25 protein-coding genes are annotated in these 26,608 nt (G+C 44.4%); 13 read left to right on the forward strand and 12 right to left on the reverse strand.

The features are described from left to right. Positions 1–138: 138 nt before the first annotated feature. The 3 genes from K5Q73_RS14280 to K5Q73_RS14290 are packed head-to-tail and all read left to right on the forward strand — an operon-like array spanning position 139 to position 3,156. Positions 139–2,124, forward strand: a complete 1,986-nt coding sequence (locus K5Q73_RS14280; protein WP_220763422.1) for a heme lyase CcmF/NrfE family subunit — start codon at positions 139–141, stop codon at positions 2,122–2,124. Continuing rightward, positions 2,121–2,579 carry a cytochrome c-type biogenesis protein gene (locus K5Q73_RS14285; RefSeq protein WP_220763424.1) on the forward strand — a complete coding sequence of 153 codons (459 nt, stop codon included), beginning with the start codon at positions 2,121–2,123 and terminating at the stop codon, positions 2,577–2,579. Before K5Q73_RS14280 ends, K5Q73_RS14285 begins: the two co-directional genes overlap by 4 nt. Beyond that, positions 2,572–3,156, forward strand: a complete 585-nt coding sequence (locus K5Q73_RS14290; RefSeq protein ID WP_220763426.1) for a TlpA disulfide reductase family protein — start codon at positions 2,572–2,574, stop codon at positions 3,154–3,156. The genes K5Q73_RS14285 and K5Q73_RS14290 overlap by 8 nt, the downstream gene beginning before the upstream one ends. 388 nt (positions 3,157–3,544) lie before the next feature. Here K5Q73_RS14290 and nhaC read toward each other — a convergent pair whose 3' ends face one another. Then, entirely contained in the window at positions 3,545–5,065 is a 1,521-nt protein-coding gene (nhaC, locus tag K5Q73_RS14295; RefSeq protein WP_220763428.1) for a Na+/H+ antiporter NhaC, read from the reverse strand. A 391-nt stretch (positions 5,066–5,456) separates the two neighbouring features. On the opposite strand from nhaC, the gene K5Q73_RS14300 reads away from it, so the two are divergent. From K5Q73_RS14300 to K5Q73_RS14310, 3 genes are all read left to right on the forward strand, one after another. Further along, positions 5,457–5,672, forward strand: a complete 216-nt coding sequence (locus K5Q73_RS14300) for a hypothetical protein (protein ID WP_220763430.1) — start codon at positions 5,457–5,459, stop codon at positions 5,670–5,672. Between the two features lie 153 nt (positions 5,673–5,825). Then, on the forward strand, positions 5,826–6,404 hold the full coding sequence (locus K5Q73_RS14305; RefSeq protein ID WP_220763432.1) for a nucleoside triphosphate pyrophosphohydrolase family protein: 579 nt from the start codon (positions 5,826–5,828) through the stop codon (positions 6,402–6,404). A gap of 307 nt (positions 6,405–6,711) precedes the next feature. Beyond that, positions 6,712–7,713 (forward strand): alpha/beta hydrolase, encoded by a 1,002-nt coding sequence (locus K5Q73_RS14310; RefSeq protein WP_220763434.1) that lies wholly within the window; start codon positions 6,712–6,714, stop codon positions 7,711–7,713. Positions 7,714–8,059: 346 nt separating this feature from the next. Here K5Q73_RS14310 and K5Q73_RS14315 read toward each other — a convergent pair whose 3' ends face one another. From K5Q73_RS14315 to K5Q73_RS14330, 4 genes are all read right to left on the reverse strand, one after another. Then, the gene (locus tag K5Q73_RS14315; RefSeq protein ID WP_259650798.1) at positions 8,060–8,617 is read right to left on the reverse strand and encodes a hypothetical protein; all 558 of its coding nucleotides are present in this window, start codon (positions 8,615–8,617) and stop codon (positions 8,060–8,062) included. A 240-nt stretch (positions 8,618–8,857) separates the two neighbouring features. Next, complete coding sequence (gene ubiA / locus K5Q73_RS14320; protein ID WP_220763436.1) at positions 8,858–9,724, reverse strand: 4-hydroxybenzoate octaprenyltransferase; 867 nt, start codon at positions 9,722–9,724, stop codon at positions 8,858–8,860. Positions 9,725–9,898: 174 nt separating this feature from the next. Beyond that, complete coding sequence (gene uvrD, locus K5Q73_RS14325) at positions 9,899–12,064, reverse strand: DNA helicase II (RefSeq protein ID WP_220763438.1); 2,166 nt, start codon at positions 12,062–12,064, stop codon at positions 9,899–9,901. A gap of 136 nt (positions 12,065–12,200) precedes the next feature. Further along, positions 12,201–12,554: a RidA family protein gene (locus K5Q73_RS14330; protein ID WP_220763440.1), complete on the reverse strand. Its 354-nt coding sequence runs from the start codon at positions 12,552–12,554 to the stop codon at positions 12,201–12,203. 439 nt (positions 12,555–12,993) lie between these two features. On the opposite strand from K5Q73_RS14330, the gene K5Q73_RS14335 reads away from it, so the two are divergent. Beyond that, entirely contained in the window at positions 12,994–15,021 is a 2,028-nt protein-coding gene (locus K5Q73_RS14335; RefSeq protein WP_259650799.1) for an EAL domain-containing protein, read from the forward strand. A gap of 71 nt (positions 15,022–15,092) precedes the next feature. On the opposite strand, the gene K5Q73_RS14340 is transcribed toward K5Q73_RS14335, so the two are convergent. From K5Q73_RS14340 to K5Q73_RS14355, 4 genes are all read right to left on the reverse strand, one after another. Continuing rightward, entirely contained in the window at positions 15,093–15,506 is a 414-nt protein-coding gene (locus K5Q73_RS14340) for an NUDIX domain-containing protein (RefSeq protein ID WP_220763443.1), read from the reverse strand. 121 nt (positions 15,507–15,627) lie between these two features. Next, a complete protein-coding gene (locus tag K5Q73_RS14345) occupies positions 15,628–16,563 on the reverse strand; it encodes an SPFH domain-containing protein (protein ID WP_220763445.1) in 936 nt (311 codons plus the stop codon). Then, on the reverse strand, positions 16,563–17,492 hold the full coding sequence (locus tag K5Q73_RS14350) for a slipin family protein (RefSeq protein ID WP_220763447.1): 930 nt from the start codon (positions 17,490–17,492) through the stop codon (positions 16,563–16,565). The genes K5Q73_RS14345 and K5Q73_RS14350 overlap by 1 nt, the downstream gene beginning before the upstream one ends. Before the next feature lie 27 nt (positions 17,493–17,519). Next, complete coding sequence (locus K5Q73_RS14355; protein WP_220763449.1) at positions 17,520–17,999, reverse strand: NfeD family protein; 480 nt, start codon at positions 17,997–17,999, stop codon at positions 17,520–17,522. A gap of 397 nt (positions 18,000–18,396) precedes the next feature. Here K5Q73_RS14355 and K5Q73_RS14360 point away from each other — a divergent pair, with 397 nt between their 5' ends. Next, positions 18,397–19,149, forward strand: coding sequence for an ion channel protein Tsx (locus K5Q73_RS14360; RefSeq protein WP_220763451.1), 753 nt, complete (start codon positions 18,397–18,399; stop codon positions 19,147–19,149). 73 nt (positions 19,150–19,222) lie between these two features. Here K5Q73_RS14360 and udp read toward each other — a convergent pair whose 3' ends face one another. Further along, positions 19,223–19,981, reverse strand: a complete 759-nt coding sequence (udp, locus tag K5Q73_RS14365) for a uridine phosphorylase (protein ID WP_220763453.1) — start codon at positions 19,979–19,981, stop codon at positions 19,223–19,225. Between the two features lie 492 nt (positions 19,982–20,473). Between udp and K5Q73_RS14370 the strand changes: the two genes are divergently transcribed. After that, positions 20,474–20,689, forward strand: coding sequence for a YdcH family protein (locus K5Q73_RS14370; RefSeq protein ID WP_220763455.1), 216 nt, complete (start codon positions 20,474–20,476; stop codon positions 20,687–20,689). 75 nt (positions 20,690–20,764) lie between these two features. Here the strand turns inward: K5Q73_RS14370 and K5Q73_RS14375 are convergent, their stop codons facing one another. Beyond that, the gene (locus K5Q73_RS14375; protein ID WP_220763457.1) at positions 20,765–21,223 is read right to left on the reverse strand and encodes a hypothetical protein; all 459 of its coding nucleotides are present in this window, start codon (positions 21,221–21,223) and stop codon (positions 20,765–20,767) included. Positions 21,224–21,435: 212 nt separating this feature from the next. On the opposite strand from K5Q73_RS14375, the gene K5Q73_RS14380 reads away from it, so the two are divergent. The 4 genes from K5Q73_RS14380 (at position 21,436) to K5Q73_RS14395 (ending at position 25,700) form a co-directional block, all read left to right on the forward strand. Further along, a complete protein-coding gene (locus K5Q73_RS14380) occupies positions 21,436–22,272 on the forward strand; it encodes a mechanosensitive ion channel family protein (protein ID WP_220763458.1) in 837 nt (278 codons plus the stop codon). Positions 22,273–22,511: 239 nt separating this feature from the next. Further along, positions 22,512–23,555: an outer membrane beta-barrel protein gene (locus K5Q73_RS14385; RefSeq protein ID WP_220763461.1), complete on the forward strand. Its 1,044-nt coding sequence runs from the start codon at positions 22,512–22,514 to the stop codon at positions 23,553–23,555. Between the two features lie 277 nt (positions 23,556–23,832). Next, the gene (locus tag K5Q73_RS14390) at positions 23,833–24,765 is read left to right on the forward strand and encodes a LysR family transcriptional regulator (RefSeq protein WP_220763463.1); all 933 of its coding nucleotides are present in this window, start codon (positions 23,833–23,835) and stop codon (positions 24,763–24,765) included. Beyond that, positions 24,762–25,700 (forward strand): LysR family transcriptional regulator, encoded by a 939-nt coding sequence (locus tag K5Q73_RS14395; protein WP_220763465.1) that lies wholly within the window; start codon positions 24,762–24,764, stop codon positions 25,698–25,700. Before K5Q73_RS14390 ends, K5Q73_RS14395 begins: the two co-directional genes overlap by 4 nt. Positions 25,701–25,715: 15 nt before the next feature. On the opposite strand, the gene K5Q73_RS14400 is transcribed toward K5Q73_RS14395, so the two are convergent. Continuing rightward, positions 25,716–26,600, reverse strand: coding sequence for a radical SAM protein (locus K5Q73_RS14400; RefSeq protein ID WP_220763467.1), 885 nt, complete (start codon positions 26,598–26,600; stop codon positions 25,716–25,718). Between the last annotated feature and the right edge of the window lie 8 nt (positions 26,601–26,608).

Consider the following 26,608-nt stretch of genomic DNA (forward strand, 5'->3'; position numbering starts at 1 on the left):
ATAAATAAGCAGTAAGACTTAACAACCCAAAGTAGCTTAATTCAGTTTAGCAACAATGAATTTATAACAATTTTTTTAACACTTCCGTTGAACATAACCTTTGCAAATAGATAAGTTAATAAATAGAGAGTTAATAAGATGATCCCAGAACTCGGACTTATTTTCCTTATAATTAGTACAGTGACGGCTTTACTGCTTTCATTTATTCCCCTCTATGCTTCTTATACCAAGAACAGCTATCTGTTTAGCTACGTAAAGACTCTAACAGCATTAATGACCGTCACGATTAGTGCTTCTATATTATGTTTACTTATTTCATTCTTAGTTAATGACTTCTCAGTCGCTTATGTTGCCAACCACTCCAATACTCAGCTCGCCACCTTATATAAAGTGGCGGCGGTATGGGGAAGCCATGAAGGGTCAATGCTGTTTTGGGTAGTCTCAATTGCTATTTGGGGCTGTTTGATTGTGTTTTCGTCGCGCTACCAAGACCCACTATTTATCGGCCGTATGATTGCTATTTTGGCGTTTGTGATTGCCGGCTTTAACTTATTCATGCTGTTTACCTCTAACCCGTTTGCACGCCTGTTGCCCAATTTCCCCATTGAAGGCCGTGACCTTAATCCCATCTTGCAAGACATAGGGCTCATCTTCCATCCACCTATGTTGTTTTTAGGGTATGTGGGCTTAACAGTGACGTTTGCTGCGGCGATTGCGGCTTTGCTTGGCGGTAAGTTTACTCAGCAACATGCTAGCTATTTACGCCCATGGGTATTAATGGCTTGGGTGTTTTTAACCGGTGGTAACGCTTTTGGTTCATGGTGGGCTTATAACGAGCTTGGCTGGGGCGGATGGTGGTTCTGGGACCCGGTAGAAAATGCCTCGTTTATTCCTTGGCTGGTAGCCACCGCCCTGCTGCACAGCGTGGTACTGAGCCAGCAACGTAGCAGCTTTAAGATTGCCACTTTATTACTGTGTTTATTGGCCTTCTCTCTGAGCTTATTGGGTACCTTCTTAGTGCGCTCTGGCATAGTGCAGTCGGTACATGCTTTTGCCTCAGATCCAACTCGCGGCATGTCGATTTTATTCCTGCTTGGGGTATTTGTATGCGGCGCATTAACTCTGTTCGCGCTCAAAGCTAACCTGATTAAATCTAAGTCTGAGTTCGCCTTACTGTCGCGCGACACTGTAATGCTATTAGGTAATATTGTATTGGTTGTGGCAGCTATTTCGGTGCTACTAGGTACCTTCTACCCACTGTTATTTGAACTACTTAATTTGGGCACGCTGTCGGTAGGCGCGCCATATTTTAATAGCATTTTTGTACCGTTAACTTTTGTAGCGGTATTACTGATGGGCGCCGCGCCTTTAATTAAATGGCAGCAGCAATCGCTAAACCGTTTATACCCGCTTGCAGGCCTATTCGCTGTGGCAGCAATAATAGGTGGCTTAGTCGCGATGCAAACTCGCGGCGGTTTTAACCCTTGGGTATGGATCGGCGCAACATCAGCAAGCTGGGTGTTCCTAACGTTGGGATACTTAGTATTTAGCCTTCGCTCACAAGGCTTTGCGGCCATCACTAAAAAAGCGCCAATGATGATTGCTCATTTTGGTGTGGCTATCAGCATTATTGGTGCAACTGCGGTGTCTAACTTTGAAACCCAAGAGTTATTAAGAATGGGACCCGGTCAAGGCAAAGTAGTGGCAGGGTACACCTTTGTGTATGAAGACACAGTGGATGTGGACGCCAAAAGCTACACTGCAATTCAAGCCAATATTCGCGTAACCGATGTGGATGATAACTTTGTAGGTTACATCACCCCTCAGCGCCAAACCTTTAAGACCAATGCGATGCAGACGACTCAAGCAGGCATTATGCGCAACTTAGTGCGTGACCTGTATGTATCGAGTGGCCAACAGCTAAGTGAAACAGAGTACTTGGTACGTATTAGCCATAAGCCTTTAGCTTGTTGGATTTGGATTGGTGCGCTAATGATGATGTTAGGTGGCATGATTGCAGCTGTATCAGGCCTTTATCAACTTCGCCTACGCCGCACAGCAAACGCTAGCTCTGTAACACTGCAATACTCTGCCAATACACCTAAAGCGGGAGAACTCGCATGAGTAAAGCTTACACCTCATCGTTAATCCGCTTGTTATCAGGCTTGGCTATTTTGCTGTGCATCAGTCTTTCGGTGCAAGCGTCAGCACAAACGGCTAGCGACAAGCTCCATTACACCCCAGATCAAATTCGCGATTTAGGCTTTGAAATTGCCCATGAGCTACGCTGCCCGATGTCGGTTAATCAGAATCTATTTGATTCAGGCGCACCGATTGCTAGCGAGCTCAAAGGTCAGATTTTTTTAATGCTAGAACAAGGTGAGTCTAAAGCTGAGATCATCGACTTTTTAGTACAACGCTATGGCGAAAAAATCAGATACCAACCTAGCTTTTCAGGCGCAACTGCCGTGCTGTGGTTTGGTCCGATACTACTGCTATTTGGCATTATTGCATTTGCAGTAATGTGGATCCGTGAACAACGTAAACATCAAGATATGAAGGCTACCACCTATGAATAAAACACATCTACTGAGCGGCTTATTGGTTCTGTCATCTCTACTTATACCAGCCCAAGCTCAAGTTGCATCGACTAAGGTTTATAACACAGGTAAAGCCATTGAAAAGCCGCTGATTATGTCACGTTTTATTGAGATGCAGTCAGCCCGCTCAGTGCCTGAAGTGATGTTCACCGACACTAAAGGCGATGAAATTAGCCTTAAGCAATACAAGGGTAAGTTAGTACTGGTCAACCTTTGGGCTACTTGGTGTGCACCGTGTATCAAAGAGATCCCGCAGATGGAAAACATCCGCCAAGTAAACAAGAATAACGACTTGGTAGTTGTACCCATCTCAATTGATGAAGAAAGTGACAAGGTACAGGCCTTCTTAGATCGCCACGAACTAGGCCATTACCAGACTTGGTTAGACCCGAAGAAAACTATCGACCAAATTATGCCTGCAGACGTAGTGCCAGCCACTTATGTATTCGATGGTTCAGGCAACCTTGTAGGTTTCTTGCGTGGTTACCTTGATTGGGGCGACAAAGAGGTGCAGCCATACCTTGAAAAGCTGACGGCGAAATATGCGCATCGTTAGTTCTAGGTTCTAGGTTTTAGGAGCTAGAATCAAGCTAAGACGGAACAGGCCAAGACGATAAAAGCCGAAACAGCAGGAAAAGATTAGAACTGCCGTCATCAAAGCCCCTTGTAGGTCGGCATTTATGCCGTCTTTTGACTGTATAGCAGGACGAAGTCTGTTCTAGCCGCGAAGCGCCCTCGAAAGGAGCATGCGAGTGCTCTAGGTCCTAGGTCCTAGGTCCTAAAGTGATTTAAACATTGCTTTCCTGCTAAACGCCCATTTCGATGGGTTACCTCACCTCTCCATGGTGAATTTAGGTTCTGTCAATCACAGTGCCAACTGCCTTGTCGACTCCTAACCGGCAAGGCTTTTTTTTGTCTAATGTACAACTCTTAAGCTACCGCCCTTAAGCTACAGCAGTTGCGGCTTCAGCAGGTTCTATACGCTCAATTTTAAAATCATATTTTGCATAGGCAGCACTGATCAGTGGGCAGACTAAATTAAAGAAGGCATAAGGTAGATATGCAACCGTCGCCACCCCTAATGTACTAGCCATATAGGCGCCGCAGGTATTCCACGGAATAAGCGGGCTAGTAATGGTGGCAGAATCTTCTAACGCTCTGCTTAGGTTAACTGGAGCTAGACCGCGTTTGGTGTACTCCACCTTAAGCATCCTTCCTGGCAGCACTATTGCGATAAACTGATCGGCGGTGATAAGGTTGGCGCCGATACAGCTTGCCAGCGTGGTTATTATCAAGCTGCCACTAGATTTCACCAAGCCTAGAACACTTTGCAAAATACGCTTAAGTAGCCCAGTGACTTCCATAATGCCACCGAAGGTCATGGCGCATAAAATCAGCCACACAGTGTTGATCATACTGCTCATACCGCCGCGACTCAGCAGGTTATCTAGTACCTCGTCCCCCGTATTCGCCGTATAGCCATTAAACATTGCCACCCAGACGCCTTTGACCAAAGCAACCACAGGGCTTAGGCTGTCATCAGCAGCAAAATCCACTACGTTATCAAATTGAAACAGTACTGCGCAGACAGCTCCAGCTATTGTGCCTATGATGACAGTTGGGAAGGCGGGGATTTTTTTCCATGCTAGGATAAATACCACTAATAGCGGCAACAGCAGATGTACTCCCGGATTAAACTGCGTCTGAATCAGCGATAAGGTTTGCTCAAAGTTATTGTTATCGATAACCGCCTGATTATTGAAACCTAATAATAGAAAACAGATCATAGCGATGATAATGCTTGGCACAGTGGTCCAAACCATATGGCGGATATGACTAAAAATATCGGTTCCAGCTACTGCAGGTGCTAAGTTGGTGGTGTCTGACATTGGAGACATCTTATCGCCAAAGTATGCACCACTGATAATGGCGCCAGCGGTGATCTCGACACTCAGCCCCATGGCAGAGGCCACACCGACCAAGGCAATACCTAAGGTACCCGCAACCGTCCACGAACTACCGATACTGATGGCGACAACCGCACATAACAAACAACAGGCCGCATAAAAATATTCTGGATTAAGAACCAGCATGCCGTAATAGATCATGGTCGGTACTGTGCCAGCGAGGATCCAAGTACCGATAAGGGAGCCTACGGTAAATAGAATGAGTAGTGCTCCGGTGGCGACACCTATGCTACGGACAATTCCTTGCTCCATTTCAGCCCAGCTATAACCATTTTTCCAACCTATCAACAGGCCTATACAGCCCGCCATAATCAAGGCTATCTGATTTGCCCCGTAAGAGCTGTCAGATGAAAACAGGTAAACGGCTGCGGTAAGCATCATCACTAGGGCGATAATGGGCAGAAGTGCATCGAGTAATGTTGGGGTGGTATGCTTACCGTCTTGCAGAGGATCCATAGTCACTGATTCAGACTGTTGAAGATCATTATTTGAGCTCATGTAGCATCCTTTTTATTATTCTTATTACCTAAGCACTCTTTCTAAAATGAAACCTCTAAATTATGTCGGTTTTCGCACTGAAAAATAAACCAAGGTGCATAGGATGAAACCACATCCTTACATAAAGTTAACAACAGCGTCTAGCACTCTGCCCGTCCCCGCCAGGCTAAGTAATTGACATTTGGCTGTAAAATAGCCTAGCTATTCAAACAAAGAGCTAATAATGATTAAACATGCACCCAAGCTGCATTTACCCTGAAAGTCATCGCTGATGATAAAAATTCATACCAGGCCTACTGACCGAACAAAAAGACAACAACTGCGCAAACTTTATTGCAAGCGAGTCGACATCGGCTTATGTTGTTTATAGACAATGACAGTTGAGTTCATCATGGCAAACTTTACTATTAATCGACTCAATACCAGCCTAGGAATAGTTAAGCTGTCAGGTGAGTTTGAGCTAACGGGTAGCATCAATATCTGTCAATTATCAATAATGGGCACTGATGGCTGGCAAGCTCTCGATATAGACCATCAACATAGTCAAAACTTAATTAAACAAATCCAAACTCAGATCATCACGCACCTTTGCAGCAAGCTAGATTAATACCAATCGGTTTTTTATTTGAACGGTTACAATCTCGCTGTTAATTAAACTCCGATGAAACCTCAGCTCCCCACTCGATCGACTTTCATTTAGCGCACCATTTCATTAGTATGGCGGCTGTTAATTATATTCAGCAACAAAGGCACACTACCGATGAAACTATCCGCTTTGGATCAGCCACTATACGATCACCTATATCGCGATATTCGAGAGTTCCGCATGACTTTTGACCTACCGATCGCGGATGTCAGCACGCTAGATGATAAGGCCGATACGCTACACACATCGCTTGCGATTGAAGAGCTCACCGAGCTTGCTGAAGCTGACAGTCGCGTAGAACAAGCCGACGCAATTGTTGATTCTGTCTATGTATTGATGGGTCGCTTAGTGCACCTAGGTGCTACACAAGTTACAGATAGACTTGAAATTAGCTACGTTATCGACTTGCTATTACATGTAGCAAAGAACCGCGAAATCGATTTTGTTAGCTGCTGGGATGAAGTGCACTCAAGCAATATGAGTAAGGTATGTCGCAGCGAGCAAGAGCTTAATGAGACAATTGAATTTTACGCTAAACAAGGCGTTGAAATTGTCGGTAGCACTAAAGGGGACTTCATTATCGCCAAGTGTGCTAAAGATGTTGAAATGGCCGGCAAGGTTGTTCGCCAAGGCAAGGTATTAAAGTCTGTTTACTACCGCCCAGCTGATCTTGAAAAGCTAGTTAAAGCGTAGGCTTTAACCCCCCTGATTAAAAGCGTCCGCTTTTAAGCAAGAGTAAGCAGGCCTAAATGTTCTGCTTACTTATCAAAAACCTACTTACTTAACAGCCTATTTATAAGCAGCCTACTAATTCGCTTTATTTACAATGTGAGATCCTCGCCGCTAAACAAGTCTGCTGGATAACCTTTAGCCGTTTTATTTTGTCACCAGCGATAAACTCAATCACCAAGGCTGGTTATTTGTTACGCTAAATGTAAGAGATTTCATTTGAAGAAAAGGTTAAGCTATTGCCATAACTTATGGATAAGTAGAGCCGCTAATGTTATCCCGAAACCTCAATGCCTCATCAATTAGACTCATGCTTTGCGTCATACTGTTAGCGAGCTTTTTTCCTACTGCGAGCATGGCCAATAAAACCGTTATCGAAGCAACCGCACACTTAACCACGCCTTTCAGCATTCCCCGTAGCCATACTGTACAAATTAGCGATAAAGCACGTACCTATCGACTGTATATCAAACTGCCAAAAGGTTATAAATCTTCTGCAAACAAAGATATGCACTACCCGGTGATCTACCTTACCGATGCTATGTATACCTTTCAGATCATGTCTGGCGTGACCCGCTTCCCGATGAATTCAAATCAAATGGCACCGGCAATTATCGTTGGGATCTCATGGGAGCTGGGGCTGAAAAGTGATCATAGCCGAGTCAGGGATTACACACCTACGGTAGACTCAAGTTGGAAAAAAATAACCGGCGGCGCCGACAGACATTTACACTTTCTGAAGACTAAAATCATCCCCTATATGGAGCAGAACTTTCGCACTGATGCCAGTCAGCGAACTTATGTAGGTAACTCTTTAGGTGGCCTGTTTGGCGCCTATATATTGTTGCAACAACCTGACCTCTTCACAAATTACTTAATAGGTAGCCCTTCTTTTTGGTGGCATGAACGCTGGTTTCTGACTCAGTTTGCAAAGAATATCAACTCACTTACCGCGATAGATGCGAATGTATTTATCGGGATAGGTGCGCTTGAACATAACGAGGAAGGCGGCGACTCTCAACATAACATGGTGGCCGATGCTCAGCACTTTAAGGCATTACTCAACAATCTTGAAATCAGTAGCCCTGCATTGAACAGCAAGCTATTGATTATCGATGAAGCCCACCACGCCACCGCCTTTGCTACCACTGCGATTCATGGTATGGATTGGTTGTTTAACACTGAGCAAGGAAAGAGCCTAAAAAGCTCAATAGAAACTGCTGATAGTAATACCAATCAGTATAAGAAGTTGATCTACTCAGAGCGTTTTTGACAAACTAATTCAAGGCGAATAACTGAAAGAATGGTTGCTCCCTTGTGAAGTTATTCAACGCAGAAGTAGGCAGCCAAAAACGCTCCAGAATGGCGAGTTTTAGCGGCTCTGATACTGCGTTAACAAGCTTAAACGTAGAATAACTATGCTCTGCACTCGTTGCCTTGTCTCAGTGCCGCTAAACTCTCGCTGAGCGACCAAATCTTTATACTAATTGGTATAAGACCTTAAATAACTCGCAGCAGTTAACACCGATATTGCCTACCACCACTGAGAAGTTTTAAATCAAGACGTTGTCTAACCCTAAAATAAGTTGGCAGTCGTACAGCAAAAAATTTAAGGCCTTTTAACCGGTGTTTCGCTGCTCGATTTTTAAGATACAGGGAGTTTTGATCACAACCTTTTCGCGCTTATATACTAGTTCGTGTTTATACCAATGTATGTACAAACGCAGCTCGATATTGTCACTAAATCGGTTGCTATTGTAGAAGTCACGATAGCAGCGACTATGCGCTAAGTAACCACCGTGATAAAGCTTTAGCATACGCTGACCGATATGAATTTCCCGAAAGTCTATTCCATGGGCGCTATGGTGAGGAAAGTGGTATTCGCCATAGCGATAGAGACCATCCAGCACTTCAATATTTTTGCCCTTGGTTAGCAATGAGCTAATTTGCAGAGCATCGACACGGCTCGTCAGACACAGGCCGGTAAGTGCAACACAGCAGAGCACTGCAAGAGTCCAGCGTAAAAACCCTTGCGGTTTAAACCTGCACACCAGTAGCCATACCAGTAATGTTGATGCTAGCACCAGCAATAAAGCCAGTTCATAATCGGCCCACTGCCCCGCTTCATAAGCAATAACCCAAGGTGACATCAATCCCCCCACCGCATTCAAATCCATTTGCTGCTACCCCACTAATACCAATATATTGCTCATCAGTGATAAAGCAGTTATCTAAGCTTAGCCAACCAAGATGTCACTTCTATGATCCTTAAGAAGCCATGGTTAACGACAACCGTAAGTATAGTCAGAGATCTTCAACTCGTTGTGATATCAACGTCGCGAGGAGGTGAAACACTGCTATATTTTAGCCATAAAAAAACGCCTCAAAAGAGGCGTTTTTTTTGGCTCGGCAAGCGATTAACCAATAATTAAGTAGTCCAGTAATAATGCAGTAAATAACACCATACCGGCCCAGTTATTATTCAGAAAAGCGGTGAAACATGGCGCTCGTTCTCGGCCATAGATCAACTTTTGTTGGTACAAGCCAAAGCCAATAAAAGCCGCAATGCCTAAGGCATAGATCTCGCCTCGGCCAGCAACCAATCCGGCAATAATAAAGCAGCTCAATGCTGCAATTTGGAATAGCGCGATAATATGCCTATCAAAACGACCAAATAGGATCGCCGTCGACTTGATGCCAACCTTTAAATCATCATCTCTATCAACCATGGCATACATGGTGTCGTAAGCCACCGTCCAGCACCAGTTAGCTGCAAATAACCACCACGCCTCAACAGGAACTGTGCCTGTTTGCGCGGCATATGCCATAGGAATAGACCAACTCCATACCGTCCCTAAGAACATCTGCGGCATATTGGTATAGCGTTTGGTAAAGGGGTAGATGATGGTAAGAATGATACCAACAACCGATAGCTGTACCACCAGCGGGTTTAGCATTAGCACTAAGCCAAAGGAAAACAAGGCTACAGCTAAAAACAGTAACAAGGCTTCTTTACTGGAAACCTCACCGCTAGCTAGTGGCCGCGCTTTGGTGCGCTCAACATGGGCATCGAGCTTTCTATCGGCATAATCGTTAATGATGCAGCCACAAGCCCGCATCGAAAATACGCCAATCACAAAAATAATAAAGACTTTTAGATCGGGTAACCCACCAGCAGCAAAAGTTAAGGCCATTAAACATGGCCACATTAACAACAAGGTACCAATGGGACGGTCCATACGCGCGAGTCGCATATAAACGTCTAGTTTATCCCTTAAATTCATGATTAGGCTCTCCTACAACGTCTTCGGCCTTTAGTTTTGTAACCGCATTATGACTGAGCTGTAACAGTATTCAACCAGTATCGAGATAAATAAAACCTATGCTGGTTTTATCGGCTAAAAATAAGGCTGAGTCTACGCTCAGCCTTATTTTTAGTTTTAACTTATTTAGCTCAATTACACCGTTTCTAAGCGTGCGTAAGCGATGACTAACCACTTACTGCCCACGTCGAAAAAGTTAACCTGAATACGCGCCTGTGCACCACTACCTTCGTAGTTAGTCACAGTGCCTTCGCCAAACTTTGGATGCATCACACGCTGGCCAATCTTAAAACCTGATTCGTTAAATGCGCTATCTTGCTTACTAAAGCGACTGCTTACCGCTGGCGCAGAAACCTGAGTTCGCATACGAATTTCCTGCACATATTGCTCAGGAATTTCTTTTACAAAGCGTGATGGTCTAGCGAAGCTTTCACGGCCATAAATACGGCGAGATTCTGCATAGGTGATATACAGCTTCTGCATCGCGCGGGTCATACCCACATAACAAAGGCGGCGCTCTTCATCGAGACGATCGCCCTCATCTATCGCCATTTGACTTGGGAACAAACCCTCTTCGACTCCCGCCATAAATACCATAGGGAACTCTAGACCTTTGGCCGAGTGCAGTGTCATTAACTGCACCGCATCGGTAAACTCATCGGCCTGACCTTCACCAGCTTCTAACGCCGCATGAGACAAGAAGGCATTAAGCTCGCCCATATCTTCAATCTCTTCAGGCATCACAAAGCTGCGAGCGGCTGTCACTAATTCTTCTAAGTTCTCTACACGAGCACGAGCTTTTTCACTCTTCTCAGCCTCGTACATAGCCTTTAGGCCTGACGTTTGGATAACGTGATCTGTCATGCGGTGCAAAGATTGCTCGTCAGTATCCATTCTCATGGCGACAATCAGATCCATAAAACCACGTACCGCATTGGCGGCGCGGCCGTTAAGGACTTTCTCTTCCAGTAAGCGAATACTCGCTTCCCACAAGGTCATTTCTTGCTGACGTGCGGTAGTTCGGATGATCTCTAAGGTGCGATCACCAATACCACGAGTTGGGGTGTTAACGACACGTTCAAACGCCGCGTCGTCATTCTTGTTATTGATTAGGCGCAGGTAGCCCATGGCGTCTTTAATCTCTTGGCGTTCGAAGAAACGCAGGCCGCCATAAATTCTGTAAGCGATACCTTTATGTAATAAGGCTTCTTCCAGTACCCGTGATTGAGCGTTAGATCGATATAAAATGGCGCAGTCTTCTAGCTTGCCGCCTTCATCTTGCCAGTCGGTAATACGACCAACAATAAAGCGCGCTTCGTCCATTTCGTTAAAGGCACAGTAAAGGCCAATTGGCTCACCGTCTTTGTCATCGGTCCAAAGCTTTTTACCCATACGATCAGGGTTATTGGCAATCAACTCATTCGATGCATTTAGAATGTTACCGCTGGAGCGATAGTTCTGCTCCAACCGAATCGTTTGTGCTGCCGGGAAGTCGGCTAAGAACTTATGCAAGTTCTCAACCTGAGCGCCACGCCAGCCGTAAATAGACTGGTCGTCATCACCAACAATCATCACATTGGCCGTAGAGCCTGCAAGTACACGGATCCAGGCATATTGAATGGCGTTGGTATCTTGAAACTCGTCCACCAAGATATGTTTAAATCTGTCTTGGTAATGATCCAATATATGCGGCTTGTTGAGCCACAGTTCATGAGCTCGAAGTAAGATTTCGGCAAAATCCACCAAACCTGCGCGGTCGCATGAGTCTTGATAGATTTGATAAATCTTCAGTAAGTTTTGCTCAATAGGAAACCCGCCAGCATCGATATGTGATGGGCGTAGACCTAGGTCTTTCTTACCATTGATGTAGCCTTGCGCTTGTCTTGGCGGATATTGCTTTTCGTCCAAGTTAAGGCTTTTTAGAATACGTTTGATTAGACGCAGTTGATCGTCTGAATCTAAGATCTGGAAGCTCTCAGGCAGATTGGCATCTTTATAATGGGTGCGCAGCAAACGGTGTGCTAAGCCGTGAAAAGTGCCTATCCACATGCGGCTCATATTGCCACCAGCAACCTTCTCAACACGTTCTCGCATCTCTTTTGCCGCTTTATTGGTAAAGGTTACCGCTAAAATTGCATAAGGGCTTTGCTGTTCAACCTGCATCAACCAGGCAATTCTGTGGGTGAGTACCCGCGTTTTGCCACTACCCGCGCCCGCTAATACCAGCATGCTAGATTGCGGTGCACCAACAGCTTCACGCTGCTTGTCGTTTAGGCCGTCAAGTAAAGATGATACGTCCATTATTGCCTCCAAAAAATCAGGCGGGCAGTATAACAGAAGCGAGGAACTCGGGGATAGAATAAGCGCGATTGCACTGGGTTAAAATCGGAGAGGAAATGATATTACCGAAGTGAGGGGTCACTTCGGTAATGGGGTATTAAGCTTTTTCAGCAGCTACCACTGAAATTTCAACTAATAGTGCATCACGAGCCATCTTAGCTTCTACACATGCACGAGCAGGTGCGTGGCCAGCAGGCACCCATGCATCCCACACTGCGTTCATTTCAGCAAAGTACTGCATATCTTTAATGTAAATTGTGGCTGATAAGATGTGCTCTCTATCGCTGCCAGCTTGCTCGAGTAGTGCATCGACCTTTTCAAGCATGGTACGTGTTTGCTCGGTAATATCTTGTTCTGCATCTTTGGCCACCTGACCACATAGATAGATGGTGCCATTATGCTTAACGATGCGGCTCATGCGGGCGGCAGTTTCAATTCTTTCAATTGTCATATTTAGCTCTTTTACTCAATTAATTGCGGTAATAAGCACAATTCTAAATAAGATTACCTTGATTAGCATCTGATTTATCTATGAAAACTTTTTAAGACTCAAGCGGATGTTTTGTTACATATAAGCGTATTTACCATTTACTGATTTAAGTCCTATACTTAGTTGCAATGTGATCAACGGATTTGATTTCTGAACATTTATCTAAATATTTAAAGGACTAAATATGAATTACCTAATACTTCTGCAAACTCAGCCCTATACCGCTACGCACATGGCCTTATGCCTATCCCCTTAACGCCACAATCAGCATGACCTCAGTAAACTGGCTTGTCCGATTTAATTTAGCCGCAAGAGAGCAAGTTTAATTGTCAAACTCTGGATGTGATGTATGCAAATCAGTAAAATTTTTTCTATAAATCCATGGCACCTATGCCTTCTAATGACGATTTCAACCGTTACACTAGGCATACTTTGGGTATTCAGCTCGCCATCACAAGGCCCTGAAATACAGATAGTTATCCCCTTACTTTTATCCGCTAACATCGCCCTTCTCGGCGCGCTTTGGCTGTATTTTTATCAACAGCCCTCGCAGATACAAACGCCTGAAGATGAGAGTTCGACTGATATTGGGCAATCGCCTAACGCCCAATCCAATGTCGCTAAGTTCCACTCATTAAAACAATTACAAGCCAAGCGAGAACTACGCGCTAAACACAAACAGCGCAAAACGGAACAAGAGCTGTTACAAGAGGACGTTCAAGCAAATAATCCACTTCTTCAGGCTGTGTTAGAGTCGGCTGCGGTTGCTATTTATGCCATCGACGATAAAGGAAAGTGCATCTTTGCCAACCCCATATGTGCTCAGTTACTCGGATACTCTAGCCCTGCACAACTACTAAATTCCGATATGCAGGAGCTGTTCTATCAAAATAATCCCTCTAACGAAGTGGCGCAGCAACTCGATAATGGAGAGATTAAGGAAGATATTTTTTGGCGAGCCGACGGCAGCAGCTTTCCTGTCGATTACAAATCACAACCTCTCGCACTACAGAACAAAAAAGATGGTGCCGTGATCTCTTTTTATGACAATAGCGAGCGCCGAGAAGCTGAAGCACTTATTCGCCATCAAGCCCATTACGATACCTTAACTGACCTACCTAACCGATTCTCCGCCCTAAAACGGCTTGAGCAATTAGTCGAAGCCAGTGAGAGAAGCGGCCAGAAGATTGCAGTTATCTTTCTCGATCTGGATGATTTCAAGAAGATTAACGACTCCTTAGGCCATGAAGCCGGTGACCAACTACTTATCAGCGCATCAAAGCGCTTACTTGATGCCACTAGAGCAGAAGATACTGTAGGGCGCCTAGGGGGAGATGAATTCATCATATTACTCGATGATCTGTCGAGTGCCAGTGACGCCCAACCTCTAGCAGAGAATTTAATTGGTGGATTTAGAAAGCCTTTCTATATCAATAACCGGCAACTAGTGCTTACCGCCAGTATAGGTATCGCCATCTATCCTAATGACGGCGAAACTCCATCCGAGCTGCTACGAAATGCCGACTCGGCCATGTATCACACCAAAAGTATTGGCCGAAATACCTACTCCTACTTCACTCACGCGATGAATAAAGAAGTATCACGCCGCCTGGCAATTGAAGAGCAGATCCACGGAGCCATAGAGAGAGAGGAACTGCAAGCTCACTTTCAAATTCAACTCGATATCCGAGATGGCAGTATTATGGGAGCCGAAGCCCTACTTCGCTGGAATAACCCAACCCTAGGCAGCGTATCACCTGCCGAATTCATTCCAATTGCCGAGCAAACGGGAGTGATAGAATCAATGGGGGAGTTTATTCTCGAACAAGCGCTAGAAGCTGCGCGCACTTGGCAGAAGAAGTTTAATGACAACTTTAGGGTCGCCATTAACCTGTCACCAAGGCAATTTAGAAATCCAAACCTAGTCCAGATCATCATAGATCAAGTTAACAATTTTGGCATGAACCCCGATTCCCTAGAACTCGAGATCACCGAAGGTGTACTGCTGAGTGGCCATGCCTACACTTTGGATGCTCTAAAACAACTAAGTCATGCCGGTTTTTGTATCTCCATGGATGATTTTGGTACAGGCTACTCTTCGCTCAGTTACCTCAGAACCTATCCTTTTCAGATCCTTAAAATTGATCGCAGCTTCATTAACGATATGAATAAAGACGGTAAGAGTAACGAGCTGATCATCGCCACTATCGAGATGGCTCACGCTCTAGGGATCAGAGTTATTGCCGAAGGGGTCGAGACTCAAGAGCAGTTAGATGAACTTAGCTTTATGATGTGTGATTATGCTCAAGGCTTTCTAATCAGTAAGGTTGTGCCTCTAAAAGAGTTACTCGAAATTGGTGCTCACTATAAGGAGATCCACGAAAACCTTGCGACTCAAGAGCAACCTATTCCGCTAACTGCCATGTAATTAAATGGTCAATGCCGTCAAGACTGACGGCATTGACCATGACCGATATCGCTATGACCTAAAAAGAAACGTCAGAACTTGCGGCTAACCACTACGCCGTCATAACTAAGGCAATCCTCTATCCTCTGCCTTTGTACCTTAGATAATCTTGAAACGGGTGTGTAGTGATATTCGCTATGCTCTTCACTAAGGCATATGGTGTGAGAGTCATCGAGTTCACAAAAGAAGATAAAGGCTTGCGAGTCATACGCTTGGTGATAGTAAACACCGGTAAGACACTTAACCTGCACTAGAACCCCCAGCTCTTCTTGGCATTCACGTAGCAGCGCTTCATGAATAGTCTCATTTGGCTCCAATGCCCCGCCAGGCAGCCCCCAACGACAGTCACCATAGTTGGCCTTTAACAGTAAGACGCTCGGTTCGCTGACACCCGGTTTTAAGATCACCGCGTGGCTACTAAGCCTAAACTTATCATTAAATGCCATAGTACCTCGCCTTATCGTTTTTAAACTCAATGAATCTAATATGGAACCGATAGCTGCCAAATAAAAATGCTAGCTCCATTACAGGAGCTAGCATCAATACTTTAGCGACAGCCAGAATCGGCTAGTCTTTAGCTTCTTCTAGACCTATGCTATTCATCCAGTGATCGAAGTCCATCATATTACCAGGTAAGATAACCTTACTCTTACCAGTACTGACTCCATCAAGCTGCTTAAGGTACTGAGCACCGAGTTGCATACGCACCACATTCTTGCCGCCTGGCGCCGCAATCACAGTTGCCATACGCTCAATCGACTCCGCCGTGGCTCGGGCAATGGTTAAGATCTCTTCCCCTTTACCTTCCGCTTCATTAATACGGCGCTGCATTTCACCTTCTGAATGGTTAATAGTTTCTGCTTTTATACCTTCAGAGCGATTAATCTTACTCTGCTTATCACCTTCACTCTTTGCCAGTAATGCACGACGCTCACGCTCTGCATTGACCTGCATCTCCATGGCATTTTTTACCGTTTCAGGCGGGGTGATATTCTTAATCTCATAACGGTGAACACGAATTCCCCACATAGCGCCCGCTTGGTCCAACACTTCTACCACTTTAGCGCTAATCACATCACGCTCTTCGAAGGTACGATCTAGATCTAGGGTACCAATGACACTTCGAGTTGTTGTCTGTGCCAACTGAATTGCCGCATAACGGTAGTCAGTGACACCGTAGCTCGCCTTTACAGGATCGATTACAGAGATATAGATAACCCCATCGACTTCAACATTAACCTCATCACAAGAGAAGCACTCCTGTGGTGGCACATCAATGGTTTCCTCTTTTAAGTCGTGGATATACGCTACCTTATCGACAAAAGGCACCAAGGCATGAAAGCCTGCGTCTAAGGTTGAATGATATTTACCTAGACGTTCAACGATGTAAGCAGACTTTGTCGGCACGAGACGAATCGACTGAAATAGCTTAATCACGAAGATGGCAAAGATAAGGCCCCAGATAGCCATTACAATCAAATCTGTATTAATTCCAGCAATCATTAGCGTGCTCCTTTCAATGAGTTGGCAGACACTGCGTGAGTGACCTGTTCCATGCCTTCAAAGAATCCTTCAATTTTAGCGAGCTCAGCTGGTACGACAGACACATCGGCCTCATCCAATATCTTGCCAACCTGAGTAATAAACTGCTCTTTAAGCTGCATATTCATCGCTTCATGACCGCCCTCTTTTGCCAGCGCAGTAGAAACAAGCTCCATGCCTTCAGCCTTAGCTCGGGCGATAATAGCAATCTCTTGTGCGGTACCTTTCGCCTCGTTAATACGGCGCTGCTTCTCACCTTCTGATAGATTAATCGCTTCTTGACGTTCGCCTTCTGACAGGTTAATCATCGCCGCTTTTTCTGCATTGGCCAGAGTGATTTCGGCGCGCTTACTGCGCTCCGCTTCCATCTGTTTCTCTAGGGTGTGAATGACTTTGCGTGATGGGGTGATGTTCTTAATCTCGTAACGTAGCACCTTGATCCCCCAAGGATCTGAAGCCTTATCGATTTCACGTACGATTGACTCGTTCAGGCTATCTCGCTCTGAGAAGGTTTGGCTTAGACTTAGCTTACCTATCTCTGAGCGCATGGTGGTTTGCGCTAGGTTTACCGCGGCGCGTCGGTAATCTTCAATACCGTAACTGGCAAGCTTACCGTCCATCACTTTTAAATAGACTAAACCATCAACTTCTAGCTGGGTGTTATCTTTTGAAATACAGCTTTGCGGGGGCACATCGAGTACCTGCTCGCGGATCTCATGCTTATAGGCCACGCGATCAAAAAATGGGATAAGAAAGTGAAATCCGGGCTGTAGCACGGTGCGAAACTTACCTAAGCGCTCAATCACATTGACCTCACGCATAGGGACAATTAGCAGTAATTTATAGAGGATAAAAAACACAAATAGAACAAAGAGTGTAAATGCGAACATAGAGAGGTCCCTTCCTGGGTTAACTAATTACTTTTCTACGAAGTGCTCGTCTTCAGCCTTTAAAGGCTCAACCACTAACGCAATATTATCTCTGCAGATAATCCTAACTTTGGAGCCAGCAGCAATCTCACTACCATCCCCCAGTGCAGACCATTCACAGCCTTGAAATTCGATCCGTCCCATCTGCTGCGCCGGACCTATGGTTTGTTTGACGATGGCGAGCTGATCGTAAATATCCAACTCTTCATCAGTGTTGCCAACATGAGCATCGCCGCCAACCAACTTCTGTGTGACTTGACGAAAGGCAAGTAGTAGCACCATAGATGCGATAAACCAAAGCGTTAAGCTTTGTACTATTCCTTCGACTAAACCGATAGCTAAGGCGCTTGCAACCACTAAACATGCCGCGCCTAAAAGAATCACAATACCGCCCGGCAATATGATCTCAGCGAGTACGAGAATAACCCCGATACATGCCCAAATTATGATCGGATTTGAAAACTCCATATTTCCCCCTGAAATGAAAGAGCCTATGATGACTATATCAGCTGAACACATTTTGCGCGACATAATATGTCAAAAGAGTTCTAATAATGACTGTAACACAGGCGACCAAACTCCTCTAGGCAAGCAGCCTCCTGCTTCTTATTTAGTCGATGGATTTCAATTTTTAGCATAAAAGTTCTCTTTAAAAGACAGTCACTAAATAAGACGTTGGCGAGAAATCAAATAATCAATAAGTTATAAAGCATGCTCATTAGCTATCTCAAAAAAGCTCAATAAACCCTTTGAACATTAATCACTTTCCGCCTATATTCCCCGCCAGCAAAATAACGATTAAATGCCTATAGGTATAATTCCAATTTGCTGTACCCGAGATCTCATAACAATAAAAGGTTTTACGATGAACAAGAAATTATTCTGTTTAGCTTTGCTAGTCAGCCCGGCTGCAATGGCTGACAATATGGTTAACTGGTGGGACGCTAGCGTGACAGCACTTTATGGTGACAACTACGATTTAGCCCCGTCAGAATCACAGACCACTATTACCTTTGAAACGGCTGGTGACTGGAAGTACGGTGACTGGTTTGCTTTCCAAGATTTGACCTATTTCAATGGTACAAATGGCGGCAAAAACAACACGACTTATGGCGAAATCTCAACCCGTCTCAGTGCAGGTAAGATTTTAGGTAAAACCGTTGGCTTTGGCCCAGTTACCGATCTATCTCTTGCGCTAACACTTGAAGAAGGTGAAGGCCCAGTTAAAGCCTTTTTGTACGGTGTGGGTATGGACATTAACGTCCCTTATTTTAGCTACTTCCAGCTAAACACTTACCGCAGACATGCAATCAGTAGCGATAACAGCAGTGATGGCTGGCAGCTTACACCATCATTTAGAATGGACTTCCCTGTAGGCAACTCAAATATCGTTTTTGATGGTTTTATTGACTGGGTATTTGCAGCAGATGAAGCCGCTTATGAGACCAACTTCCACTTCAACCCACAAATTAAGTATGACTTAGGTGCGGTAGTGCTAGGTGAGCATAAGAAAAACAAGCTATTTGTCGGTATCGAGTACGATTACTGGAAGAACAAATACGGTGTTGATGGTATTGACCAAAACACCTTTTCGGTAATTGCTAAATACCATTTCTAGAACGGTTTTTATAACGAGTATAGAGCAATAAAAAAGGCGCTATAAGCGCCTTTTTTATTGCATATTGCCAAGCTTATGCGAGCAGCTTCTTAGCTGCAGCAACCACAATAGATACCGCGCTAACTTCGGTCTTCTTCATTGTTGCTTCATCTGGGATCTCTTGCTGAGTACGGTTAACAATAACCCCCGCAACACAAGCTGCACGCCAACCCTGTGATGCACACATGGTAAACAGCGTTGAAGACTCCATCTCATAGTTAAGCACACCTAGATCTTGCCACTCTTGCATAGAGCCCTTGAACTGACGTGTCACACGGCCAGATACCGTATCGTAACGCTCTTGGCCCGGGTAGAAAGTATCTGACGATGCCGTAATACCAATATGTGGCTCAAGACCCGCTTCACGACTCGCTGCTACCATAGCCGTGGTACATTCGAAGTTTGCTACCGCAGGGTACTCCATTGGTGCAAAGTGCAGACTTGCACCATCTAAACGCACTGAGGCTTGAGTCACAATCACATCGCCCACATTAACATGTGGTTGAATCGCGCCTGTTGTGCCTACGCGTAAGAAGGTACGCACACCAAGCTGTGCTAACTCTTCAATGGCAATAGAGGTCGATGGACCACCAATCCCCGTTGAACATACAACCACAGCTTTGCCGTCTATGTATGCTAAATAACTGGTGTATTCACGATGGCTCGCTAAAAATGTCGCATTCTCCATTAACTCGGCAATACGTTTAACACGCTCTGGATCACCTGGCACAATCGCTAAGCTAGCACCATCTAACATCTCTTTAGTTAAGCCTAAATGAAATACATCAGACATCGTGAAAACCCCTTTCATTTTTGAATTTATAAATCGAATTAAAACGACTTTAACCTAGTCTAGCCACCAAAAAGGTTAAGCAGATCACACTTTCCCCGCCAAGAGTAAATGATTTGTCGTAATCTAGTTACTAAACCAATCAGAACGCTGAGCTAGAATATAGCAGCTACTCAGCATAGCGCCAGCCAAATAAACAGCTAAAAAACCTGTCTATAATCAAATGTTGAGCCCGTCGACCACAAGATACAACTCGAACATTAGCAATTGCTTAGCTAGCAATTGCCCAAGATTATTTCTTCTAAACTCAAACCGTTTTATTAGAGTATCTATGAGCTTGTAGCAGTAGAATTATGCCAAAAATTCACTCATTTCAATCTTACATATTTAATCGTTCACAACTTGATCAATATCACATTTAGCCATAGTAAATCGCGTTAATTTAAAGCTGAACCAAACGAAAAACCGCAATAAAACAGCCAAAAGGACGCCTGCATGTTTCCAGAGTACCGAGAACTTATCAGCCAACTAAAGACATCTGACACGCACTTTCAGAAGAAATTTAACAAGCATAACCAACTTGATGAGGAGATAAAAAATCTGGAAAAGAGCAGCGCTAGTGATTACACCTCAGAGGTGCATGATCTCAAGCTTAAGAAGCTACATTTAAAAGAAGAGATCTACGATATTTTAAAGGGGCATACAGCCTAATATTGCTCGCATCAGCAGCAAAAAAGTAAAAAGGGCGCTAAGCGCCCTTTTTAATGTCACAGCAGCTTTACACTACTATTTCAATTCTGCGAGCAGTGCATCGGCAGTCTCAAAGTAACTGATGCTAGTGATCTGATTATTATTAAGCTCAATTAGAGTAGCCTGATCTTTTTGAGCAGGTAACGGCTTAGTCTGTTCACCTTCGCTGTCGAGTGCCACTCTGTACGGAAACTTTTTAAACTGAGGTAAGGCAACAAAACGAGCAATCAACGACGGCATACCACTAATATCAGCCACATAAATCAAAGTTGAATCGTTAACTAACTCAGGGTCGGCTTCTAAAGTCTCTTGAATAACTGTACCGCCATCCATGCTGCTGCTAAATAAAACCCGAGTTGTAGTGCTATCAACTTGGTATTGCGCTTCGTGTTGATCTTGCAACTTGATATCAACGATTTGATCGCCAACTTGATAGGAATTTGCCCACGCAGACGTGGCTAACATACTAGATAAAACGAAGATAAGTGCTCTCATAACAGGACTCGGCAAATTAGAATTAGCGGAAAGAATAACCTATTCTCTACAGAGCAACAGTAAACTTAGCAACAAAGCTTGATCCTCTTCACGCTAAGTTGCTCAGTGTCAAAAATGTACTCATAACAGCTCACAACTGCGCAAAAACTGAGTTACAAAACTGTTTATTTTCAGTAAGCTAATTGCTAAAGGTTGTCATAGAGGATAGATCCATGAATGAGCAAGGCCTAGACCAAGAAATAGCGCAAATTCAAAACGCTTATACCGCCATCACCGAATTTCTGGTGCAATATAGCTTTAGTATTCTAGGTGCCGTCATTATCTTTCTGATTGGCCTGTGGTTAGCAGCCAAGGCCGCCAACCTTGTCACTCGAATTTTTGAAAAACACCAAATAGACATCACCCTCAGCAACTTTACCAGCAACTTTGTGCGGATCTTAGTCATCCTTATGGTGGGGGTCATTGCTCTAGGTAAACTAGGGATCAGCGTCACCCCTATGGTCGCTGCGATAGGTGCAGCCTCTCTTGGTGCGGGCCTAGCCCTGCAAGGCATGTTAGCTAACTACGCTGCTGGTATTACTATTATTGTGACTCGGCCTTTTATTGTGGGCAACACCATTGAAATTAAAGGTGTTGGTGGCCTAGTAAAGGATATCCATTTAGGCATGACAGTATTAACCAATGAGGAAGGCGAAGAGATTAATATCCCCAATAAACATATTATCGGGGAGATCTTGCATAACTCTTTTGCTAATAAGCTAGTCGAAACTAAATTTAATATCAGCTACCAGTCCAATACTGAAGAAGTGGTAGCCATGCTAGCTAAGGTGCTAGCCGACAGCCCTAAAGTCTACCAAGGTGATAAAGCTCAGGTCGGTATTAACGACTTTAACAGTATTGGTATTGAAATAGGTATTCGATACTGGGTAGCCACAGACAGTTATTTCCAAGACAAATACCAAACGAATGCCGAACTATTTAAAGCATTAAAACAGGCGAATATAGAGATCCCTTGTCCAGTTAAGCAGATCCATATCCAAGAGCACTAACCTGCTCGATAGTTAGCGGTTTGCTATAACCGCTAACTATTCGTTTTTTTCATCATCCAAATCACTTATATCAAATAGCTGCAACATCGCGTTTTATCGCTTTTAAGAGCGAAAACAAGCAAAATACATAAGCAAATCAAATAATCGTTATTGTATTTACTCTATCGCTCTAATTTAGCTGATCCCGCAAAATACGCTCCATTGAAATAAGAAACTAATGAAAACTCAATGGAGATAACATGATGAACAAGACATTAATTGCACTAGCATTAATTGGTACATGTGGTTACGCCAATGCAGCCGACATAGATAACACTTGGTACATTGGAGCTGGTGCAGGCCAGAGCAATTACGAATCAGTTTCTGCCGTTAGCCACCTAGGCGATGATAGCGATCTAGCCTGGAATGCTTTAGTCGGTTATCAACTAAACAAATACCTTGCTTTTGAAGCTGGCTGGCAAGATCTAGGCACTAACGACGATACCCATATGTGGGGCGGGCTAGACGGCAGTCAGTCTATCGATGTCGACGGTTTTACTCTTGGAGTTGTGGGCACGCTGCCGCTAAATGAAAAATGGTTCTTAACAGGTGAAGCTGGTGCCTATCAGTACCATTTAGCACACCAGATGAGCGCTAATAAATATGTCAGCGCCACTGATACCGCTCCTTATTTTGGTGCAGGCATTGGCTACAACATCACTGACTCTTTAGCTATTTCAGCTAAATACCGCCGTTTCGCTAACATTGATGAAACGGCATGGAACACCGCTAACATGGATGCCCAAACAGTCGGTCTTCAGCTTACTTACCGCTTTGGTGTAAAGCCTTCGACAACCACAGCCGTTGTATTACCAGCTGTTATCGAGAAGCAAACTAAGCCTATGCCACGTCCAAAGCCACAGCCTGAACCTGTGTATGAAATCATCACAGAAACCAACAGTGTTGCAGTGTTATTTGGTTTCGACTCATCAGAGCTAAATGGCGATGCAAAAACCCAGCTTGATGAAGTCATTCGTATTTCTAAGCAACAAGATCAAGATGTGATCTTACTGAGTGGCCAGTCAGACAATCAAGGTAACAGCGAATATAACCTTAAGCTTTCTGAAAAGCGCGTAAAGCAGGTTGAGGCTTATTTAGAAACACATGGTGTTGAAGTACAGCGTATTGATACTCAAGCTGTGGGTGAACAAGACGCACAGGCAAATTCTCTTCAAGATCGTGCACTTGAACGCCGCGTGGTTGTAACTTTGACTAGCCAAAAGCAAGTGTTAGTTACTCAGTAAAAGAGTTAAGTATCAGCATTAAGGACCCGACCTCACTAGGATGGCGAAACGATACGTAAGGACCCGTTAGTTCTATATTGACTTAGCGGCTGTGAGAGTCACTTTAGCTAAGGTAAGCAAAAGCAACTCTCACTAGGGAACAGCTAGGATAAGTTGCCTGCAATGTTGGGCGCAACAAGGATAGACTAAGCCAAGGACGGCTTTTATTCTCTTTGGGCCAAAGCTATTCAAGCAAATTTTTATCGTTTATAGTCAGAATCTTGAAGAGGATTAGGTAATGCTGACCCAGCTCAATCTTGAACGATTAAAAAATTGCGATTTAAACCTATTACTAGCCCTAGCAGTGTTGCTCAATGAGGCTCATGTTTCTAATGCTGCCAAGCAATTAGGTTTATCTCAATCTGCCATGAGTCAAATGCTAAAACGCTTACGCCTAATGTTTGCCGACCCATTACTGCTTAAAAGCAATAATGGTATGACTCTCACTAATAAAGCTCAAGCCATTGCGATTGAGTTAACCCCTCTGCTAGATAAAACAGCTCGTCTATTAGAAGCCGATCATTTCAACCCAAAAACGGCTCAAGGCCGTATACGTTTTATCATGAATGATGTCACCGCACAGCTAATTATCGCACCGTTAATCGAGTTGATGAGTGAGAAAGCCCCAGGAATAGAGCTAGAATACATCTCGCAAAACGCCAATGCTTTCCAGCTTCTCAGGCGAGGGCAAGCCGATGTGGTTATCGGCTTCTACGACAATGTACCGAGCCCAATTGCTAGTGAACCTATAGGCCTTGCACCTTGGCAGATGGTCACGCATAGAGCGACGAACAAGCAAAACCTTCACGCCAATAAAGAGGCGATCAAGCTCTTACGCTATCAATTTCAAGAGCATAACCAACTGCATTCAATTGAAGCGCTAGAGCACTTAGACGCACTCGATGCAGCATATGCTTTAACAAGTAACTCTTTAAGCACCCTGCTTTATGCACTGCAAACCAATAATACCGTTACCTTGCTGCCCCACTTCGCCATGCACATTTTACCTAAGCATGAGACAAAAGAGTTCGACTGGCTCGGCTCGCCAATCAATCTTGAGCTTAAAATCTGCTGGGATCGCCACCAAAGAGCTCCTGAGCTACAACAGTGGTTTAGACGTCAGTTGGTCAGCCTTTTTCACAAACACTTTCCTTTAAAACAAATCCTATGAATCCAACTGACTTAAAAATTATTCAACAGTGCGATCTCAACTTATTGCTGAGTCTAGCGATCCTTATTGAAGAACAGAGTGTTTCAAAAAGTGCAGACCGACTCGACATCTCTCAGCCAGCAATGAGCCAAAACTTAAAGAAGTTGCGCAATATATTTGATGATCCGCTGTTTGTAAAACAGGGCCAAGGCATTCGTGCGACCAGTAAAGCATTGAGATTATATGGTTCACTCACAGAATGGTTGCAAATGAGCGATCGACTGATCTCGCAGACGGCTTTCGATCCGATGGAAAGTCACGGGGTGATCCGCATTGCATTTATGGATGATCTTACCCAGAGCATGATCCCCATTATGCTAGATAAGATCCTCACTTTTGCGCCTAATGTAGAGCTTGAGTTTGTACACAAGCCTAGAGATGTATTTTCTTTACTCGAGTCAGGTGAGATTGATATTGCGGCAGCGGGAACCGACACACCACCCGCAAATATTCATGGCCGTCATATCAGCACAGATAATTACTGCGCGGCCTATAGCCTAACGCATCCCTTAGCAAAAATTGCACAGCCGACCCTGGCGCAGATTTTCGCTTATGATACTGCCGAATACTCAGCTTCAAACCTAGTCGAGCAGGAAATCACACAGTTAGCATTGCATAATCAATTGCAACGCAAGATCACCTTTGCGACAGGCTCGTTTCTCGTCTTACTACAGGGGTTGCTCTGCGGAAAGCACGTAGGTTTTTTGCCCCAGCGTGTACTCAATTCCGAGAAGTGGCGTTCACAATTAAAGGGAGTCGTGCTCACCGAGCTGCCCCAGCTAGACAGCACCCTTTATTGGCACGCAAGAGTGCACAAAGATCCATTGATCCAATGGTTTAAAGATCAATGCTTGGATATTGTCAGCCAGCTACAGCGGCAAAGCGGCGGCTCCTGAGTCAACAGGCTCAATTTAAAGCCCTCTTTGCCATTCTTGCCTCAAGCCTATACGCTCAGGGCTATGCATTGCCGCCTCCACCTGCGCCATAAGTGCTTGCTTATCTTTACCTAACACACCTTTTAGCACTAAGTAATTAGACGCATGATCCGAGCGAAACACGGTTTTATCAAGCTCTAGCTTACTTAGCAGAGTATGCATCTCTTCGAACAGTTGAGCTTGATTTGGCAACTTAAATTGACCATCAAAGGCAGCGTCCATACGCTCAGTACCTAGAGGCAATGTCACCACTAATGTAGACAAGTATTCAGGCTGCGCAGCATTCATTAATTTTGCCGAGTTTTCAGCATGCTGTTTCGATAGCTCAACCCCGCCTAAACCATTTAAAATCATCACAGAGGCTTTAATCCCTGCGGTTTTAATTTTTTGCAGCGCTGCCAAAGAGGACTCGAAAGTCTCACCTTTTTTGATCCGCGCCAGCACCTCATCGTCACCACTTTCACAGCCGATATACAGCAGACTTAACCCAAGATCTCTTAAACGCTGCAGCTGCTCGGGTGTTTTATTATTGATATTTCGAGGCAGGCAATAGCTGCTAATTCGAGTCACATGCGGCAAATACTCTTTAATTAATAAGCAAATTTCTTCTAAGCGCGCAAACGGCAAAGTCATTGCGTCACCATCAGCTAAAAACACTCGTGAGATATGAGCTTGAGAGCCTGCTACAGCAATAAGGTCTTGTTCTATTTTGTCAGTTTTTTGCGCTCGAAAACGCTTCTGCGGCTGAGTATACATGTCACAAAAACTGCATTGATTCCAGCTACAGCCGTTGGTCACCTGGAGGATCAGAGATTTCCACTCCGATGGAGGACGAAATACAGGTTCAATATAGTTGAGCACAACCACCT

The organism is Shewanella sp. MBTL60-112-B2 (assembly GCF_019655055.1).
Taxonomy (GTDB): domain Bacteria; phylum Pseudomonadota; class Gammaproteobacteria; order Enterobacterales; family Shewanellaceae; genus Shewanella.